Raw genomic sequence first — 17,480 nt, forward strand, 5'->3', positions numbered from 1 at the left:
TCCGCGCAGAACAAGCGCGCGACAAACGCAAAACGCCCGGCGAGGCGGGCGTTTTGTGGACGATGTGCGCGGCTGGAGCGCGCGGCGTGAGGGATCTACCGGCGGGCGGCGGCCGTGCGTTCGCCCGCGCTGGCACCCGATTCTTCGCCGCGTGTGGCGTCGCGCTCCGCGCTCAGGTCGCGTGCGCCCCAGCGTTGCGCGAGGGCCGCGCACACCATCAGCTGCATCTGATGGAACAGCATGAGCGGCAGCACGACCGCGCCCACGGCGTTCGACGCGAAGATCACCTTGGCCATCGGCACGCCGGCCGCGAGGCTCTTCTTCGAGCCGCAGAAGATGATGGTGATCTGGTCCGCGCGCGAGAAGCCGAGCTTCTTGCTCGTGAAGATGGTGATACCCAGCGCCAGCGCGAGCAGCACGGCGTTCACGACCAGCAGGCCGCCCAGCGCCGCGAGCGGAATGTGATGCCAGAGGCCTTCGTTCACGGCTTCCGAAAACGCGCCATACACCACGAACAGAATCGAACCCTGATCGACGAACTTGAGCACGCTCTTGTTGCGCTCGATCCAGCGGCCGATCAGCGGGCGCAGCAATTGACCCGCGACGAACGGCACGAGCAGTTGCAGCACGATGTTGCCCACCGTATGCCACGCCGAGGTGCCGCCCGCGTTCTGGTTCGTGACGACCACGCTCACCAGCGCGGGCGTGACGAAGATGCCGATCAGGCTCGACGCCGACGCGCTGCACACGGCCGCGGGCACGTTGCCGCGCGCGATGGAGGTGAAGGCGATCGACGATTGCACCGTGGAAGGCAGCGTGCAGAGGAACAGCACGCCGGCGTAGAGCGCGGGCGTGACGAGCGGCGAGAGCACCGGCTTGAGCACGAGCCCGAGCACGGGGAAGAGGACGAAGGTGCTCGCGAGCACGACGAGGTGCAGACGCCAGTGCGTTGCGCCCGCGATGATCGCTTCGCGCGAGAGCTTCGCGCCGTGCAGGAAGAACAGCAGGCCGACGGCGATGTTGGTCAGCCAGTTGAACGCGGTGGCGGACTGGCCGTGCACGGGCAGCAGACTCGCGAGGATCACGGTGCCGACGAGGCACAACGTGAAGTTATCGGGCAGGAATTTCGGACGAGCCATCGAAGGAATCTCTAAAGCGCCACGCGCGGCGGCGTGAGCCTGCGTTGCCTGGGGTTGAGTCGAAAAGGTCGAAAACGGAAGGTCCTATTGTCGGCGCAGAGCGATTGAAAAAGCAAATTCATTTGAAGAATCGATTAATGAATCGATTGCATGGATCGGCGTTTTGAATGCCGCATCGGCATAACGGATTTTGAGCGCGCGAGCGGTATTCCCGGCCCGCAACAAAACCGTTCAAAGTGCCGCGATTCGTCAGACGTTCGCCTGCGTTTGCAGAGGTCGATTCGTGGCGTTGAAAGCCTTGTCCGGCAAGCGTCTACGGGCAATCACGGAGCCCACTCGATACCAAAAAACCGTGCAGTAACATGGTGTTACAACCCTTCAGGCGGCATAACAATTATTGGCTCGACACGGTTTAGGAGCGCCCATAAATTACCGTGAAAGGAATGCGCCGACCGTTGCGGCGGCAATCGTTACGCATCGCGGTTTCGTACAGGAATACGGACAGCGGCGTCATTCCGGGACAGGCGCGCCACCGCCCGAATGGTGCGCCGCCATGCGGATCGTCGGGCAGGTGAAACATCACAATGCACGCAGGGTTGTTCAAACTGGGACGTTGGGTTCTGGGCGCCGGTCTGGCGTCCGCTGTCGTATTGGCCCACGCCCATCCCGCTTTCGCGCCCGCCGGCTCGCACGGCGGCGCTGGCGCGCGCGCGCCCGAAATGCGCTCCGCGCCTTGGGGCGGCGGCGGTTTCCATGGCAATGGCAGCGCCTACGGCGCTGGCGAACGCGGCGGTAATCCGGGCTTCGGCGGCATGCGCAGTGCCGTGTTCAGCCCGCAAGGTCCGGGCCGCGAGGACTTCGGCGCAATGCGCGGCGGCATGCGCGGTCCGGCGCCGGTGCGCGTGGCCGATCAGGGCGGCCGTCGCGAGCGCGGCGGCGCGCGGGCCCACAACGCATGGCGAGGCCCGGCGGAAGCGCCGCCCGCGCCGCATTACGGCGGTGCTTCGTACGGCGGCTTCGACGAGGGGGGCGGCTATCGGGGCAATCCCATCACGCCGGTGAGTGCGGAAACCCGCCCGGCGCCGCATCCGCCCGCCGACTCGCCAGTGCGCGCGGGCTCGATCCGCGAAGACGTCGCGCGCTACAACGAGGAGCGCGCCGCATTCCGGCCGTTGCAGCGCGGCGGCGACGTGCCCCGTCCGCCGATGCCTTCGCCGTATCGGAACTGATCGGAATTGATCGCGACTGATCGTGACTGATCGGCAATTCATCATCAGTTAAGCGGCAACTGACCCGTTGCCGACCACGCGAGACCGCTGTGTCTCGCGTTTCCGCTTTTTTCCCGCTTCCCGCTTCCTGCTTTCTCCATTCCAACGCCGAATCGGCATCGCCGGGTCGCGCCTTGTCGCGCGCCCGATATCCGCACGCCCGTCGCCGGTCGCCCGTCGCCGGCAGCCCGTCGCCGGTAGCCCGTCGCCGCCAATTTGACGCGCGGATACCACACTTTTTTGGAAATCTCTCGTCAGATGTAACCCTTTCGTCATCAAATCTCGACTTCGCTACGGCGGCGCGTCATTCGCGCCGCGCGGAGGTCGGCAAAACGTTGACCCGCGCGGCTTTGCGGCCTGCGAGAACGCGTGCTGCAGCGCAGTAGAAAGGGGTCGGAAGCGCGGTTAAACAGGTTTCATCGGCGACAAAGTATTCCCGTCGATATACCGGCGATAACACCCAATATTTTTGACCGTAAAAATGGTCCGCAAAGATGGACCTGCCCGCACCGATTCGAAGCGCGATTCAACCGGCAATGAAAGCGCGGTCCCTGCCGCGAACGACGAAAACAAGGCTTCGAGCCCAGCCGCCTATCCCTTTTTTGACAAAGACTGGAGAACCCATGAACACCACGAAGAGCCGCGCGCTGCGCACCACCCTGAAGGCGAGTGCGATCGCCGCCGTACTTGCCGCCGCGTCGTCGTCGGCATTGGCGCAGTCGAGCGTCCAGCTCTACGGTCAGGTCGACGAATGGGTCGGCGCGACGCGCTTTCCGGGCAGCCAGACGGCCTGGAACGTGGGCGGCGGCGGTATGTCGACGTCGTACTGGGGCATGAAGGGTTCGGAAGACCTCGGCAACGGCTACAAGGCGATCTTCACCCTTGAAAGCTTCTTCCGCGCGCAAAACGGCAACTACGGCCGCTTCACCGGCGACACCTTCTTCGCGCGTAACGCGTATGTGGGCCTCGAGTCGCCGTACGGTACGGTCACGGCGGGCCGCCTGACCACGCAGCTCTTCGTCTCCACGATTCTGTTCAACCCGTTCATCGACTCGTACACCTTCTCGCCGATGGTGTACCACGTGTACCTCGGCCTCTCGACGTTCCCGACCTACACGACCGACCAGGGCGTGGTGGGCGACTCGGGCTGGAACAACGCGGTGCAGTACTCGACGCCCAACTTCAACGGCCTCTCGGGCTCGGCCATGTACGCGTTCGGCAACCAGGCCGGCCAGAACGGCCAGAAGAAGTGGAGCGTGCAGGGCCTGTACTTCCACGGCCCGTTCGCGGCCACGGCCGTGTACCAGTACGTGAACTTCAACAACACGCCGGGCGACATCGGCAGCATCATCAGCGGCGACACGACCGTGGTCGGCCTGAAGAGCCAGGGCGTCGCGCAGGTCGGCCTCTCGTACGACCTCAAGTACGTGAAGTTCTTCGGCCAGTACATGTACACGGCGAACTGGGAGCAGATTGGCAGCTTCCACGTGAACACGGCGCAAGGCGGCGTTTCGGCACCGGTCGGCCCGGGCACGGTGATGGCCTCGTACGCGTACTCGCGCGACACGGGCGGCCTGAACCAGACGCACCAGACGGCGGCCGTGGGCTACGACTACGCGCTCTCGAAGCGCACCGACCTCTACGCGGCGTACATGTACGACCACTACGACAACATGTCGAGCGGCATGACCTACGGCGTGGGCATTCGCGCGAAGTTCTAGGCGGCTGCGCGTTCCCGTCGACGGTCGACGTAAAACCCCGCGCGGCGAGAAGCGGCGCGGGGTTTTTTATCGTCGCTTGCTCGTCGATACCGCGTGCGAGCGTGCAGGTTTGCCTACCCGCATTTGATAAACCGCGCAAAATATCGCCGATTGATTCCGCAACTGAAATAGAAGGTCGGCGCGATGGATACCCTCGTCAGCATGAACGTGTTCCGCCAGGTGGTGGAGGCGGGCAGTTTCGTCGCGGCCGCGGAGCGCCTGGGCATGTCGGCGGCGATGGCGAGCAAGCACGTCGCGCATCTGGAGCAGCAGCTCGGCGCGCGCCTCCTGAACCGCACCACGCGCCGCGTCGCGCCCACCGAGGCGGGCCGCGAATACTACGAGCGTCTCGCGCTCGCACTCACCGAACTCGACGAAGCCGGCCAGGCCGTGGGCGCCGCGAGCGTCGTGCCGCAGGGCCGGCTGCGCGTCTCCTCGCTAACGGCGTTCGGATTGCGGCACGTGATGGGCGCCGTGGCCGACTACGCGGCGGACTTCCCGCAGGTGACCGTCGACATCACGCTGTCCGACCGCGTGGTCGAGTTGATCGACGAGGGTTTCGACGTGGCGATTCGCGCCGCGCCTTCGGGCCTGAAGTCGTCCTCGCTGATCGCGCGGCCGCTCGCGACCGCGCACATCGTGCTGTGCGCGGCGCCCGACTACCTGCGCCGCCACGGCATGCCGCAGACGGTGGCCGATCTCGCGCGCCATCGCTTCGTGCAATACGCGGGGGCCTCGGCGCAGGAACTCGCCTTATCCGCCGACGGCCCGGGCGCGAGCGCCGCGAAGCTCAAGCCGGGCGGCAATCTCATCGTCAACCATCTCGAAGCGCTGCGCGTGGTGATGCTGCAAGGCGGCGGGCTTTCCATGCTCGGCACCGAGGTGGTCGGCGACGACATCGCGGAAGGCCGCCTCGTGCCGCTGCTCGTGGACGCGCTGCCGCCGCGCGAGCTGCCGATCTACGCCGTGTACGCGAGCCGTCGCCATCTTTCGGCGAAGGTGCGTTCGTTCGTCGATTTCCTCGCGGCGCGGTTTTCGGCACGCGAATTGTGGCCCGACGTGGCAGCGATACGCGCGGCCGCCGCCCGGGCGCAGCGCGATTTCGAGGCCTGACGCGCGCTACCGTGGCGCGCCGATTGGCCCACGCGCCTGGGCCCCGTCACCTGAGCGCGAGGCCGCGCGCCATCGCCCGATGCGGGTTTCAGCGCGCGCCAATTCCCAGCCGCGCCTTCGCCTCGTCGTACTCGCCCTTGAGCCGCGCGACGAGTTCCGCCACCGCGGGCACGTCGTCCATCAGGCCGACGCCCTGGCCCGCGCCCCATACGTCCTTCCACGCCTTCGCCTTCGAGCTGCCCGCGCCGAAGTCCATCTTCGACTTGTCGGATTCGGGCAGCGCGTCGGGATCGAGCCCGGCGTTCACGATGCTTTCGCGGATGTAGTTGCCGTGCACGCCCGTGAAGAGGTTCGTGTAGATGATGTCCGAAGCGCTGGCTTCGACGATCGCGTGCTTGTACGCGTCCACGGCGTGCGCCTCGCGCGTGGCGATGAAGCGCGTGCCCATGTAGGCGAGGTCGGCGCCCATGGCCTGCGCGGCGAGAATCGAGCCGCCGTTGGCGATCGCGCCCGAGAGCACGATGGGGCCGTCGAACATCTTGCGCACTTCGCCCACCAGCGCGAACGGCGAGGTCGTGCCCGCGTGGCCGCCCGCGCCCGCCGCCACCAGAATCAGCCCGTCGACGCCCGCCTCGAGCGCTTTGGTCGCGTGCCGCAGATTGATGACGTCATGCAGCACGATGCCGCCGTAGCTGTGCACGGCGTCGAGCAGCTCCTTCGGCGGCGCGCGCAGGCTCGTGATGAAGATCGGCACCTTGTGCTCCACGCACACGCGCACGTCGTGCTCGAGCCGCGCATTCGACTGATGGACGATCTGGTTCACGGCGATCGGGCCGATCACGGCGTCGGGGTTCGCGGCCTTGTGCGCCGCGAGTTCGCTCTGGATCTGCGTGAGCCATTCGTCGAGCAGTTCGGCCGGGCGCGCATTGAGCGCCGGGAACGAGCCGACGATACCCGCCTTGCATTGCGCGAGCACGAGCTCGGGGTAGCTGACGATGAACATCGGCGAGGCCACGACGGGCAGCGCGAGGTTTTGCAGGACGGCGGGCAATGCCATGAGTCTTGTCTCCTTGTTGAAGCCCGCGTCTTTCGCGCGGGCGGCGGGTTGGGGGCACGGGTGCGGCGCGTACGGTTCGAGAAGCTCGCGCGCGAGGTCGCGGAAAACGTTTCCAGCAAAGCGTCGCGCTTCCCGTTTTGCTAACGATCGTTCGATTATAGGCCGCAGGCTGCTGCGGCACGGTGCGTGCGGCATTCGAGTGAGTGTTCGGTTTCTACGCCCGCGAGCCGCAAACCGGCCCGGCGCGCAGCGCACCGCTCATACAATGACAACACCAACAAGCACAAGAGACACGTCCCATGTCCTTCGATGGATTCCAGCCCTTCAGCGTTCGCACCGCGAGCGGCGTCGACATCTGCGGAGTGAAAGGCGGCGACGGGCCGCCGCTCTTGCTGTTGCACGGCCACCCGCAGACTCACATGATCTGGCATCGCTGCGCAAGCGCGCTCGCGCGGCGCTTCACCGTGATCGCCACCGACCTGCGCGGCTACGGCGCCTCGGCCAAGCCGGACAGCGAGGCTGGCGACGCCACGCACGCGGCGTACTCGAAACGCGCGATGGCCGCCGATCAGGTCGACGTCATGCGTCAGTTCGGTTTCGAGCGCTTTCTGGTCTGCGCGCATGATCGCGGCGCGCGTGTGGCGCATCGCATGGCGCTCGATCACGCGCAGGCCGTCGAACGGCTGATGCTGCTCGACATCGCGCCCACGCTGGCCATGTACGAGCAAACCAGCCGCGAATTCGCCACGCTCTATTTCCACTGGTTCTTCCTGATCCAGCCCGAGCCGTTGCCCGAAACGCTGATCTCGGCCAACCCCGACGTCTACATCGAACGCGTGATGGGCAGCCGCCACGCCGGTCTCGCGCCGTTCTCGCCGGAAGCGCTCGACGCGTATCGCGCGGCGCTGCGCCAGCCCGGCGCCGTGCACGCGATGTGCGAGGACTACCGCGCCTCGGCCACCATCGACCTCGAACACGATCGCGCCGATCTCGAACGCGGCAACAAGGTCGCGTGCCCGCTGCGCGTGCTGTGGGGCGAAGCCGGCGTGATCGAACGCTGCTTCGATCCGCTCGCCGAATGGCGCAAGGTCGCGCGCGACGTGAGCGGCCGCGCGCTGCCGTGCGGCCACTACATTCCCGAGGAAGCGAGCGACGTGCTCGTCGAGGAAATGCTGGCGTTCTTCGAGACCACCGAGCGCTGATTTCGTATTGAGGGTTTTGCGTCGAGGGTGGGGCAGCGGCCTCGCGCGGAACTTGCGCCGTACTTTCGCGAGCGACGGCGCGCGCGTGCGGCAACCGCGCCGCCGCCCCGGTTCACGGGCGGCCGCATAATGTTGCGATTGCCTTTCGCGACACAGGTTTTGCGCATGACGCCACCGCACGACTCCGATGCCTTGCCGACCTCCGCCACCGCGCGCGACGAAGCCGAACTCGCGCGCGCCAAGCGCCGCGCCTTGCTGCTGCTGATCGTTGCGGCCGTGGTGTTCGTGGCCACGGCGCTCTCGCCGCCCGGCGTTGTCATCGACGGTATCAAGGCCGTGAGCGAAGCCGCCATGGTGGGCGCGCTCGCCGACTGGTTCGCCGTGGTCGCGCTGTTCCGGCGCGTGCCGATCCCGTTCGTTTCCGCGCGCACGGGCGTGATTCCGCGCAACAAGGATCGCATCGCCGACGAACTCGCCGTGTTCGTGCGCGACAAGTTTCTCGACGTGGGCTCGCTGGTCGCGTTGATCCGCCGTCACGATCCGGTCGAACGGCTCGCCGTGTGGCTCACCGCGCCCGACAACGCGCGGCATCTCGGCGACTACGCGGTGCGCGTGATGTCGGGGCTGCTCGGCCTCACCGACGACGCGCGCATCCAGACGTTCATTCGCGACGGGCTGCATGCGGCGCTCGCGCGCGTCGATCTCTCGAAGTCGGCGGGCGCGATACTCGACACGCTCACCAAAGACGGCCGGCATCAGGAATTGCTCGACCAGATGCTCGACCAGCTCGGCGCGCTGCTGAGCGAGGAGAGCACGCGCGCGTTCGTGGCGGCGCGGATCGTCGACGGGCTCAAGGGCGAATTTCCGAAGACGGAGAAGATTCTGCCCTCGGGCTGGATTGGCGAAAGTGGCGCGCGGGTGCTCGAAAGCGCGGTGAATCGCCTGTTGCTGCAGGTGAGCGAGGACCGCGAGCATCACCTGCGGCAGAAGTTCGACGAAGTGGTGCACAAGCTGATCGTGCAGCTCAAGAGCGATCCCGCGTTTCTGCGCAAGGGCGAGGAACTGAAGGCGAGCCTGCGCGAAGGCAGCGCGCTCAACGACTACACGCGCGAACTGTGGGACAGCCTGCGCGCGTGGCTGCGCGACGACCTCGCGCGGGAGGATTCCTCGCTGCATGCGAAGGTCGCGGCGGCGGGCCACTGGCTCGGCGAAACGCTGGCCGCCGACGCCGCCTTGCGCGCCTCGCTCAACGGCCATCTCGAAGACGCCGCGCGCGCGATGGCGCCCGATTTCGCGCAGTACCTCACGCATCACATTCGCGACACCGTGCGCCACTGGGACACGCGCGACACGGCGCGGCTCATCGAGCTGAAGATCGGCAAGGACTTGCAGGAGATTCGCGTGAACGGCACGGTGATCGGCGGCACCATCGGGCTGGGGCTGTATCTGTGCTCGTACGGGTTCGAATGGCTGCGCATTGCGCTCGGCTATTGATCGGGAATCCCAACTATCTCGTGGCGGCGCGAAATATTTCGATTTGCTTGCTACGGGCTGCGCGGAGCGTCAAACATTTGTAGGGAAATCACCGATGCTTCGCCATTTCTGGCGCGAGTATGATTCGCTCGACAGTTTGATCACGTCAGAACACATTGCAACGCTCGTCCCGAAACGGACGAGCGTTTTTTTTCGTCGATGGCGCCGCGTTCGAGCGGCCGTTGTGCGCCATCATGTCACCCTCGCGCCGCCATCGCGCCGCTCACACCGCGGCGGCGGGTGCCTCGATACACTCGCCGTTTGCGACAAGCGCGCCCGCCTTCACCAGTTCCGCCACGAGTTCGCGCAACAGCGCGGGCCAGGCGGCGCGCGGCGCGAGTGACTGCGCGGCGGCGCGCATGAGCGCGGCGTGATCCAGCAGTGCCTCGAGCGCCTCGAACGTCATCGCGCGCACTTCCAGCAGCTTGAACACGATCAGCACCTTGAGCGCGTTTTTCGCGTTGCGCGCGGGATTGGCGCGCAGCCAGGCGAGGCGCGAGTACGCGCGTTCGAGCGCGGCCCCGACGTTTGCGAACGGCGCGCCGTGACCCGGAATGACCACGTCGATATCGAGTTGCGCGATGGCGTCGAGCACCGCGTGCTGCTCGGCAAAGCCGCTCGCGCCGTCGAGTTCGGGAAAGATCACGCCGAAGCCGTTTTCCCAGAGCGCGTCCGCGCTGATCAGCACGCGCGGCTCGGCGGCGTAGAGCATGAGCGAGTCGGGATCGTGGCCCGGCGCGCCGATCGCGGTCCACTCGAAACCGCCCAGCGCGAGCCGGTCGCCGGCCGCGAGCGTGCCCGTGAAGCCAAAGCGTTCGCAGGTCTGGCCCGTGGCGCGAAACGTGAGGCGCGCTTCGTCCCAGTCGCGCACGGCGTTCGCGCTCGCGGACGGCACGAGCGTGGCGCACGCGGGCCATTGCGCTTGCAGGCGCGCGTTGCCGCCGCAATGATCCGAATGCAGATGCGTGTTGACGACGAGGTCGAGCGGGCGCGCGCCGAGCGCGTGCCGCACGAGCGCGACGGTTTGAGCGGCGTGCGTGGCGTAGCCCGTGTCGATGAGCGCGGCGCGTTGCGTATCGGCGATCAACACGTTGTTCGACGAGAGCCAGCCGCGCTCGAACACGCGCAAGGACGCGGGCAACGGGGCAGGCTGGGCGGTCGCGCTCATTGCGCGGCGTGCGCGGGCTTCGGCATGACGAGGATCGTCGAGCGGCCCACCACGAGCACCTCGCCGTTCTGGTTCACGGCTTCGCCCGCGAGCTTCACGAGGTCGCCGTTCAGGCTCGGCTTCCAGTACGCCTCTTCCACGCGCCATTCGAAGGTGATCACGTCGGTGGCATACGCGGCGCGCTTGAGCTTCATGTCGAATTCGAGCCCGAGCGGCTGCGCGTATTGCGAGAAATGCGTGGCGAGCAGCGCCATGAAATGCGCCGTGGGCTGCGTGCCCGACGCGATCAGGCCGCCGAAACGGCTCTGCGCCGCGTAGGCGTCGTCGAGATGCAGCGGGTTGAGGTCGTTCACGAGCCGCGTGAACGATTTCACCGATTCGGGCGTGAGCGCGAGCGTCGAGCGAAACGTCTCGCCGATCGTCACGACGCGCGCGGGCGCGGTCATAGCAGGTCTCCGGAGGATGCGGCGTTGCGGCGCGCGAGCCATTCCCTGTGACGCGCTTCGATGGCGTCCCAGATTGCGTGCTTCGCGTCGTCGTCGAGCGTGGACCACGCCGCGATTTCGTCGATCGTGCGCAAACAGCCTTCGCAGAGGCCGCTTTGCGCGTTCATGCGGCAGACGTTGATGCAGGGCGAAGGCGTGGTCATGGTCGTGTCGAGAGGTGTCACGCGTCGCGCAGCGCGACGTCCACCACGGGCGCGCCGGTGAGCGCGACGAGTTCCTGCGGCGTGAGATTGAACACCGCATGCGGATGGCCCGCCGCCGCCCACAGGCTGTCGAGCGCGAGCAGGTCCGCGTCGATCAGCGTGACGGGCGTGACAGCGTGACCGATCGGGCAGACGCCGCCAATGGCGTAGCCGGTCTTCTCGCGCACGAACTTCGCGTCGGCGCGGCCAATCTCGCCCACGCGTTCGGCCACTTTGTTCTCGTCGACGCGATTCGCGCCGCTCGCGATCACGAGCACGGGCACGTCGTCCTTGCGGCGGCGAAACAGGATCGACTTGGCGATCTGCGCGACTTCGCAGCCGAGTCCCGCCGCCGCTTCGGCCGAGGTCTTGCCGGTTTCGGGCAGCATCACCACGGGTTTCGCATGGCCGCGCTCGCGCAGCAGCAGCGCGACGCGGCGCGCGGAGTCGGGCAGCGTGTCGAGGTTGTCGTTGGCGTGCGTTGCAGTCACTTCGGTCATACGTTCGTTTCCTTCGAACTGCGAATTAATCGATGATTCATGTACAAGGTTCGGCGCGCCACGTCACGCGCACGCGGCCGCGTTCTGCGCCTTCGCCAGCAGCGCCTTGCCCGCGCGCGACACGTTGGGCCGGCCGATGGCCTGCGAGATGAAGTCGCCGGCCGCCACGACCTGATCGAGGTCGATGCCGGTGTGGATGCCGAGACCGTTCATCAGATACAGCACGTCTTCGGTCGCGACGTTGCCGGTCGCGCCCTTCGCGTAAGGACAGCCGCCGAGCCCCGCCACCGAGGCGTGAAAGATCGCGACGCCTTCTTCGAGCGCGGCATAGATGTTCGCGAGCGCCTGGCCGTAGGTGTCGTGGAAGTGGCCCGAAAGCCGCTCGCGCGGGAACACCTTCGTGACCGCCGCGAACACGTCGTGCACGCGCTTTGCCGTGCCCACGCCGATGGTGTCGGCGATATCGATCTCGTCGCAGCCGAGCGCCGCGAAGCGCTCGACCACGTCGACCACGGACGCCACCGGCACGTCGCCCTGATACGGGCAACCGAGCGAGCACGACACGCTGCCGCGGATGCGCACGCCGTGCGCTTTGGCGGCCTGCGCGACGGGCGCGAAACGCTCGATGCTTTCGGCGATCGAACAGTTGATGTTCTTCTGCGAGAACGCCTCGCTCGCCGCGCCGAAGATCACGATCTCGTCCGCGCGCGCGGCCAGCGCGCCTTCGAAGCCGCGCATATTCGGCGTGAGCACCGAATAGATCGCGCCCGCGCGCCGCTCGATGCCGTGCATCACCTCGGCGCCGTCGGCCATTTGCGGGACCCATTTCGGCGAGACGAACGAAGCGGCTTCGATATTCGGAAAGCCCGCGCGCGAGAGCCGGTTCACGAGTTCGATCTTGGTTGCGGTCGCAACGAATTCCTTTTCGTTTTGCAGACCGTCGCGCGGCCCGACTTCGACGATCTTCACTGCGTTCGGCAATGCCATGTTTGTCTCCTGCTGTCTGATATGAGTCGTTCGAGCGGCTTAATACCCGCGCTCGACGTGCACGACGCCGCTCACCGTTTCGCCACGCGCGAGCGCGCCGATTTTGTCGGCGATCTGGGAAATGGCTTCGTCGCGCAAGGTGAGCGCCGAACTATGCGGCGTGATGGTGATGCGCGGTTCGCGCCAGAACGGATGCTCCGCCGGCAGCGGTTCCTCGCGAAACACGTCGAGCGTGGCGGCCGCGAGCGTGCCGTTCCCGAGCGCGTCGAGCAGATCGGCTTCGGCGAGATGGGTGCCGCGCGCGACGTTCACGAGATACGCGCCGCGCGCGAGCTTGCCGAAGGTGCGCGCATCGAGCACGTTCTCGGTGTCGGGCGTGGCGGGCAGCAGGTTCACGAGCAGTTTGACGTTGCTGAGAAACGCGTCGAACTGCGGGCCGTGCAACTCGCCGGAAAACGTCTCGATGCCGGCGAGCGTTTTGGCGCTGCGCGAAAACCCGCGCACGGGCACGCCCAGCGCGGCCACGGCACGCGCGACCTGCGCGCCCAGCACGCCGAGACCGAGGATGCCCACCGTGAAGGTTTCGAGCGGATGCGGCGCGAGCACGTGCCATTCGCGGCGCGCCTGCTGGAGCGCGTAGTCGTCGAAGCGGCGCAGGTAGCGCAGCACCGCATGCTGCACGTATTCGCCCATCTGCGGGCCCATGCCCGAGTCTTCGAGACGCACGAGCATCACGTTCGCGGGCAGCGTGCCGGGCTGGTCGCGCTCCAGCGCGAGGATCGCGTCGACGCCCGCGCCGAGGTTGAACACCGCGCGCAGGCCCGGCGCGGCGAACAGTTCGCGCGGCGGATGCCAGACGACGGCGTAGTCGGCGGGGGCGGTGTCGCCGGGTTGCCATTCGCGCAACTCGGCTTCGGGGAGGGCGCGCGCCAGGCCGTGCAGCCAGGCGGAGGCATCGGCTTGCGGAAGCCAGAACAGGATTTTCATGGGCGAGAGCGCTGAAAACGTGGTCACTGGCCCACATTCTACGGTTTCGGCATCGCGCTCGCCGCTTCAATCGCGCCGGCGCCCGTGCGACGGCCGTTACGGCGCAGCGCAGCGCGCGCGTGCACAAGCAAAGCAAAAAAAATTGGTTCGGTACCTGGCGCCCGGCCGCGACAATCGAAGCACGCCGTGATCCAGCGAGGAAAAAATCATGCTTTCGTGCGCCCAAACGCGTTGGCCGCCGCGACTCGTCACCGTGCCCGGTTTGCACGGCAGTGACGGCGCGCATTGGCAAAGCTGGCTCGAGCGCCAGTTCGCGCGCTCGCTGCGCGCCGAGCAGGACGACTGGGACGCACCCGATCTCGCGGTGTGGAGCGCGGCACTCGCGAGGCGCCTCGCTGGCGAACGCGGGCCGTTCGTGCTCGCGGCGCATAGTTTCGGCTGCCTCGTGACGGCGCATGCGTTGCTGCAAGGCGTGCTGGGCGCGGTCAGCGCCGATATCGCCGGGGTGTTGTTCGTCGCGCCCGCGAGTCCCGCGAAGTTCCGTTTCGCGGGACCGTTCGATCCGCAGCCGCTCAACGTGCCGTCAATTCTGATCGGCAGCGAAACCGACCCGTGGATGTCGCTCGACGGCGCGCGCACGCTCGCGCGGCAACTGGGCAGCGCGTTCGTCAATCTCGGCGATGCGGGGCACATCAACACGGCGGCCGGCTTCGGTCCGTGGCCGCGTGCCAGATATTTCGTCGATACGCTGGTGCACGGCGCGGCGCCGGCGCGCCTGCGCGACGAGGCCTTCGACGCGAGCGGCCCGGCGTTCGCGTGATTGCGCGAGCGTCACGCCCGATCGGCGAGACGGGTTCTCAGCGATCCTTGCGGGCGTGCGAGGCGCGCAGGATCGCGACGGTCGCGGGCTGCATCGCGTAGGCGGGCAGCACCTCGTAGTGCAATTCGTAGCGCCCGGCGAGGCACACCCAGCGGTAGATCTCGCGCGCGGGCGGCCCGTCGAAACCGTCGACCTGTTCGCCCAGCCGCTGCGTGGTTTCCTGGCCGAGGCGTTCCGCTTCGTCGAGCAGCGCGTTGATGGTGCGGTACGCGCTCGCGTCGTCGTGGTACTTCGTCACGCCTTTCCAGATCGCGCCGAGATCGGCCATCGCCTTGTTGGCGACGATGACTTTCGCGTTCATGTTCTGGCCTGCGCGGGTTGGGGTTCGCCGGGATGGGGCGCGGCGCCGTTCGTGACGTTCGCGCCGTTCGTGATGCTGTTGGCCCACGCGCGCACCTGTTCGAGCGACGCCACGCGGCCCGCCGTGATGTCCTCGAGGCCTTCCTGAAGCATCCGGCGCTTTTCGCCTTCGCGTGCGAAATACTGAACCAGCGCGTTGCGCACGATCCAGTTTTTCGGGCGCGCGATCATGTCGGCGAGCGCATCGAGTTCCTGCGCCAGTTCCACCGGCAATTGCACCGTGAGCGTTTGGGTTTCCGCGGCCATGGGCGAACCTCCGCAAAAAGGAGCTTGTCGACGAGTAGCAACCGACGCGCCCGCCCGCGTCCACCGGAAGGCGGCGCCGCCCGCCGATGCGTAATCCGATAAAAACGCGATAAAAGCGCAATAGAAACGCGACAAAAACGCGATAAAACCGAGAAAAGCCACCCGCCGCGCCCCGTGCGCTCGGGACGTTCAGTGCGCGAGCGTGGCGCGCAACAAGCGTGCCGTATGCAGCGCGATCATGCCTTCTTCGTCGGTGGGCATGGCGAACACGGGTACGCGGCTGTCCGGCGTGCTCACGCGTTCGTCCTGGCCGCTTTCGTTCGCCGTGGCGTCGAGCCGCGTGCCGAACAGCGGCGCGAGGCGCTCGCACACCTGCGCGCGGATGGGCGCCGCGTGTTCGCCGATACCGCCCGTGAATACGAGGCCGTCGAGGCCGCCCAGCACGGTGGCGAGCTTGCCCGTTTCCTGCGCGATGCGATACGTGTAGAAGTCGATCGCAAGCCGCGCGTGTTCGTGATCGCTCGCGAGCAGTTCGCGCATGTCGCTGCTCACGCCCGACAAGCCCTTCAGTCCGGACTCCTGATAAAGCAGCTTTTCGATCGCGTGATAGTCCATGCCGCGCGCCATCATCCACAGCACGGCGCCCGCGTCGAGCGCGCCGCAGCGCGTGCCCATCGGCAGGCCGTCGAGCGCGGTGAGGCCCATGGTGGTCTCCACGCTCTTGCCGTCGTGCATCGCGCACAAGCTGGCGCCGTTGCCGAGATGCGCGACCACGAGACGCCCGCGTGCGATCTCGGGCGCGACCTGATGCAGATGCTTCGCGATGTACTCGTACGAGAGCCCGTGAAAGCCGTATCGGCGCACGCCTTCTTCGTAGTAGCGGTACGGCAGGGCGAACAGTTGCGCCATGATGCCGTTGCTCGCATGAAAAGCCGTGTCGAAGCAGGCGACCTGCGGCAGCTCCGGCGCGGCCTCGCGCACCGCGCGGATCGCCGAGAGATTGTGCGGCTGGTGCAGCGGCGCGAGCGGCGTGAGCGCGTCGAGGTCGGCGATCACTTGATCGTCGATGAGCACGGCCTCGCGGTACTGCGCGCCGCCGTGCACGACGCGATGGCCGATGGCGGCGGGCGGCGTGTCGCGCAAGCCCACGGCAAGCACGAGGCGCAGCAGGCGAAACGCGGCGTCGTGATCGGCGACCTGCGCCACGGGAAATTTTTCGTCGACGATCAGGCGCCCGTCGGCCATGTGCGCGACCACGCGCGGCGCCACGCCGATGCCTTCGATCTGGCCGCCCGCGCCGTGGATCGCGCGCGCGCCGCCCGCCACGCGTGCGTCTTCGATCACGCGATACACCGAGCACTTGATGCTCGAGGAACCCGCGTTCACCACCAGCACCACATGGCCGGGCAGCGGGTGGCCTTCATGGGCGCGGCTCACAGGATCTCCGTGGCTTTGCGCGCGCGCCGCGCATGCGCGACGAGCACCGCGATCGCACAGCTGCCGATGCGCGAGCGCACGCTGTCGGCGCGGCTCGTCAGGATCACGGGCACGCGCGCGCCGAGCACGATGCCGGCCGCCTCCGCGCCCGCGAGAAAGGTGAGCTGCTTGGCGAGCATGTTGCCCGCTTCGAGGTCGGGCACGAGCAGGATGTCGGGGTCGCCCGCGACCGGCGAGTGAATGCCCTTGATGCGCGCGGCTTCGGCGCTGATCGCGTTGTCGAAGGCGAGCGGGCCGTCGAGCAGGCCGCCCACGATCTGGCCGCGGTCGGCCATCTTGCAGAGCGCGGCGGCGTCGATCGTGGAAGGCATCTTGTCGGAGACCGTTTCCACCGCGCCCAGAATGGCGACCTTGGGCGTGCCGATGCCGAGCGCCTGCACGAGTTCGATCGCGTTGCGCACGATGTCGGCTTTGTCGGCGAGCTTGGGGAAGATGTTCACGGCCGCGTCGGTGATGAAAAGCGGCTTGTGATACGAGGGCACGTCCATCGCGAACACGTGCGAGAGGCGCCGCTCGGTGCGCAGGCCGTTGGCGCCGAGCGCGACTTCGTGCAGCAGTTCGTCGCTGTGCAGGCTGCCCTTCATAAGCAGTTCGGCCTCGCCTTCGCGCACGGCGTGCACGGCGCGCTCGGCGGAGGCGTGGCTGTGCGGCGCGTCGATGATGCGCACGCCGTCGAGGCGCAGGTCGGCTTCCTCGGCCACCGCGCGAATCTTCTCTTCGGGGCCGACGAGGATCGGCACGATCAGGCCGAGGTTGGCGGCGTCGAGCGCGCCGGTGAGCGAGGACACGTCGCACGGATGCGCGACGGCTGTCGGCACGGGCGCGAGGCCGCCGCAACGGGCGAGCAGAACCGAATACTTGTCGGGCGATGCAGCCATGACTGACTCCAGACGAACACACGGGCAATTCCCGCCGCGATCGACGCGTGACGCGATCGCGCGCGGAGGACGGGCGAAGAACGGCGAAGCACAGCGATAAACGGCGCGTACGAATTTTTGCTGCGGCGCGCAAGGCGCTAACAGTGTAGTCCAGCGCGACATCGCCAGTCCGAAAGTTGCTCACTCGCGGCGGGCGGCATCGTGACGCACACGGCGC

Annotated in this window: 18 protein-coding genes; 6 read left to right on the plus strand and 12 right to left on the minus strand. The window is 67.2% G+C overall.

Features of this window, described 5'->3' with window-relative positions; all coding sequences use genetic code 11:
- Positions 1-95 precede the first annotated feature (95 nt).
- Positions 96-1,139: a bile acid:sodium symporter family protein gene (locus FAZ98_RS00795; RefSeq protein WP_158947853.1), complete on the minus strand. Its 1,044-nt coding sequence runs from the start codon at positions 1,137-1,139 to the stop codon at positions 96-98.
- A 719-nt stretch (positions 1,140-1,858) separates the two neighbouring features.
- On the opposite strand from FAZ98_RS00795, the gene FAZ98_RS35530 reads away from it, so the two are divergent.
- From FAZ98_RS35530 to FAZ98_RS00810, 3 genes are all read left to right on the plus strand, one after another.
- Positions 1,859-2,368, plus strand: coding sequence for a hypothetical protein (locus FAZ98_RS35530; protein ID WP_233272631.1), 510 nt, complete (start codon positions 1,859-1,861; stop codon positions 2,366-2,368).
- Between the two features lie 662 nt (positions 2,369-3,030).
- A complete protein-coding gene (locus tag FAZ98_RS00805; RefSeq protein ID WP_158947857.1) occupies positions 3,031-4,128 on the plus strand; it encodes a porin in 1,098 nt (365 codons plus the stop codon).
- 183 nt (positions 4,129-4,311) lie between these two features.
- Positions 4,312-5,280 (plus strand): LysR family transcriptional regulator, encoded by a 969-nt coding sequence (locus FAZ98_RS00810; RefSeq protein ID WP_158947859.1) that lies wholly within the window; start codon positions 4,312-4,314, stop codon positions 5,278-5,280.
- Positions 5,281-5,368: 88 nt separating this feature from the next.
- Here the strand turns inward: FAZ98_RS00810 and FAZ98_RS00815 are convergent, their stop codons facing one another.
- Positions 5,369-6,337, minus strand: coding sequence for an NAD(P)H-dependent flavin oxidoreductase (locus FAZ98_RS00815; protein WP_158947861.1), 969 nt, complete (start codon positions 6,335-6,337; stop codon positions 5,369-5,371).
- Between the two features lie 299 nt (positions 6,338-6,636).
- On the opposite strand from FAZ98_RS00815, the gene FAZ98_RS00820 reads away from it, so the two are divergent.
- Both FAZ98_RS00820 and FAZ98_RS00825 read left to right on the plus strand, forming a co-directional pair.
- Complete coding sequence (locus tag FAZ98_RS00820) at positions 6,637-7,539, plus strand: alpha/beta fold hydrolase (protein WP_158947863.1); 903 nt, start codon at positions 6,637-6,639, stop codon at positions 7,537-7,539.
- Positions 7,540-7,704: 165 nt separating this feature from the next.
- The gene (locus tag FAZ98_RS00825; RefSeq protein WP_158947865.1) at positions 7,705-9,033 is read left to right on the plus strand and encodes a DUF445 domain-containing protein; all 1,329 of its coding nucleotides are present in this window, start codon (positions 7,705-7,707) and stop codon (positions 9,031-9,033) included.
- Between the two features lie 262 nt (positions 9,034-9,295).
- On the opposite strand, the gene FAZ98_RS00830 is transcribed toward FAZ98_RS00825, so the two are convergent.
- The 6 genes from FAZ98_RS00830 to FAZ98_RS00855 form a co-directional block, all read right to left on the minus strand.
- Positions 9,296-10,240 (minus strand): MBL fold metallo-hydrolase, encoded by a 945-nt coding sequence (locus FAZ98_RS00830; RefSeq protein ID WP_158947867.1) that lies wholly within the window; start codon positions 10,238-10,240, stop codon positions 9,296-9,298.
- A complete protein-coding gene (locus FAZ98_RS00835; RefSeq protein WP_158947869.1) occupies positions 10,237-10,686 on the minus strand; it encodes a MaoC family dehydratase in 450 nt (149 codons plus the stop codon). The genes FAZ98_RS00830 and FAZ98_RS00835 overlap by 4 nt, the downstream gene beginning before the upstream one ends.
- Entirely contained in the window at positions 10,683-10,889 is a 207-nt protein-coding gene (locus tag FAZ98_RS00840) for a DUF1289 domain-containing protein (protein ID WP_158947871.1), read from the minus strand. The genes FAZ98_RS00835 and FAZ98_RS00840 overlap by 4 nt, the downstream gene beginning before the upstream one ends.
- Before the next feature lie 17 nt (positions 10,890-10,906).
- On the minus strand, positions 10,907-11,428 hold the full coding sequence (locus FAZ98_RS00845) for a YbaK/EbsC family protein (RefSeq protein WP_158947873.1): 522 nt from the start codon (positions 11,426-11,428) through the stop codon (positions 10,907-10,909).
- A 63-nt stretch (positions 11,429-11,491) separates the two neighbouring features.
- A complete protein-coding gene (locus FAZ98_RS00850; protein ID WP_158947875.1) occupies positions 11,492-12,415 on the minus strand; it encodes a hydroxymethylglutaryl-CoA lyase in 924 nt (307 codons plus the stop codon).
- A gap of 39 nt (positions 12,416-12,454) precedes the next feature.
- On the minus strand, positions 12,455-13,402 hold the full coding sequence (locus FAZ98_RS00855) for a 2-hydroxyacid dehydrogenase (protein ID WP_158951814.1): 948 nt from the start codon (positions 13,400-13,402) through the stop codon (positions 12,455-12,457).
- A 208-nt stretch (positions 13,403-13,610) separates the two neighbouring features.
- Between FAZ98_RS00855 and FAZ98_RS00860 the strand changes: the two genes are divergently transcribed.
- On the plus strand, positions 13,611-14,222 hold the full coding sequence (locus tag FAZ98_RS00860; protein ID WP_158947877.1) for an RBBP9/YdeN family alpha/beta hydrolase: 612 nt from the start codon (positions 13,611-13,613) through the stop codon (positions 14,220-14,222).
- A gap of 37 nt (positions 14,223-14,259) precedes the next feature.
- Here FAZ98_RS00860 and FAZ98_RS00865 read toward each other — a convergent pair whose 3' ends face one another.
- The 4 genes from FAZ98_RS00865 to FAZ98_RS00880 form a co-directional block, all read right to left on the minus strand.
- Positions 14,260-14,583, minus strand: a complete 324-nt coding sequence (locus FAZ98_RS00865; RefSeq protein WP_158947879.1) for a type II toxin-antitoxin system RelE/ParE family toxin — start codon at positions 14,581-14,583, stop codon at positions 14,260-14,262.
- The gene (locus FAZ98_RS00870) at positions 14,580-14,888 is read right to left on the minus strand and encodes a CopG family ribbon-helix-helix protein (RefSeq protein ID WP_158947881.1); all 309 of its coding nucleotides are present in this window, start codon (positions 14,886-14,888) and stop codon (positions 14,580-14,582) included. The genes FAZ98_RS00865 and FAZ98_RS00870 overlap by 4 nt, the downstream gene beginning before the upstream one ends.
- A gap of 189 nt (positions 14,889-15,077) precedes the next feature.
- The gene (locus FAZ98_RS00875; protein WP_233272632.1) at positions 15,078-16,325 is read right to left on the minus strand and encodes an acetate/propionate family kinase; all 1,248 of its coding nucleotides are present in this window, start codon (positions 16,323-16,325) and stop codon (positions 15,078-15,080) included.
- Positions 16,322-17,263, minus strand: a complete 942-nt coding sequence (locus FAZ98_RS00880) for a bifunctional enoyl-CoA hydratase/phosphate acetyltransferase (RefSeq protein WP_233272633.1) — start codon at positions 17,261-17,263, stop codon at positions 16,322-16,324. The genes FAZ98_RS00875 and FAZ98_RS00880 overlap by 4 nt, the downstream gene beginning before the upstream one ends.
- Positions 17,264-17,480: the final 217 nt, after the last annotated feature.

This window comes from Paraburkholderia acidisoli (genome assembly GCF_009789675.1).
GTDB lineage: Bacteria > Pseudomonadota > Gammaproteobacteria > Burkholderiales > Burkholderiaceae > Paraburkholderia > Paraburkholderia acidisoli.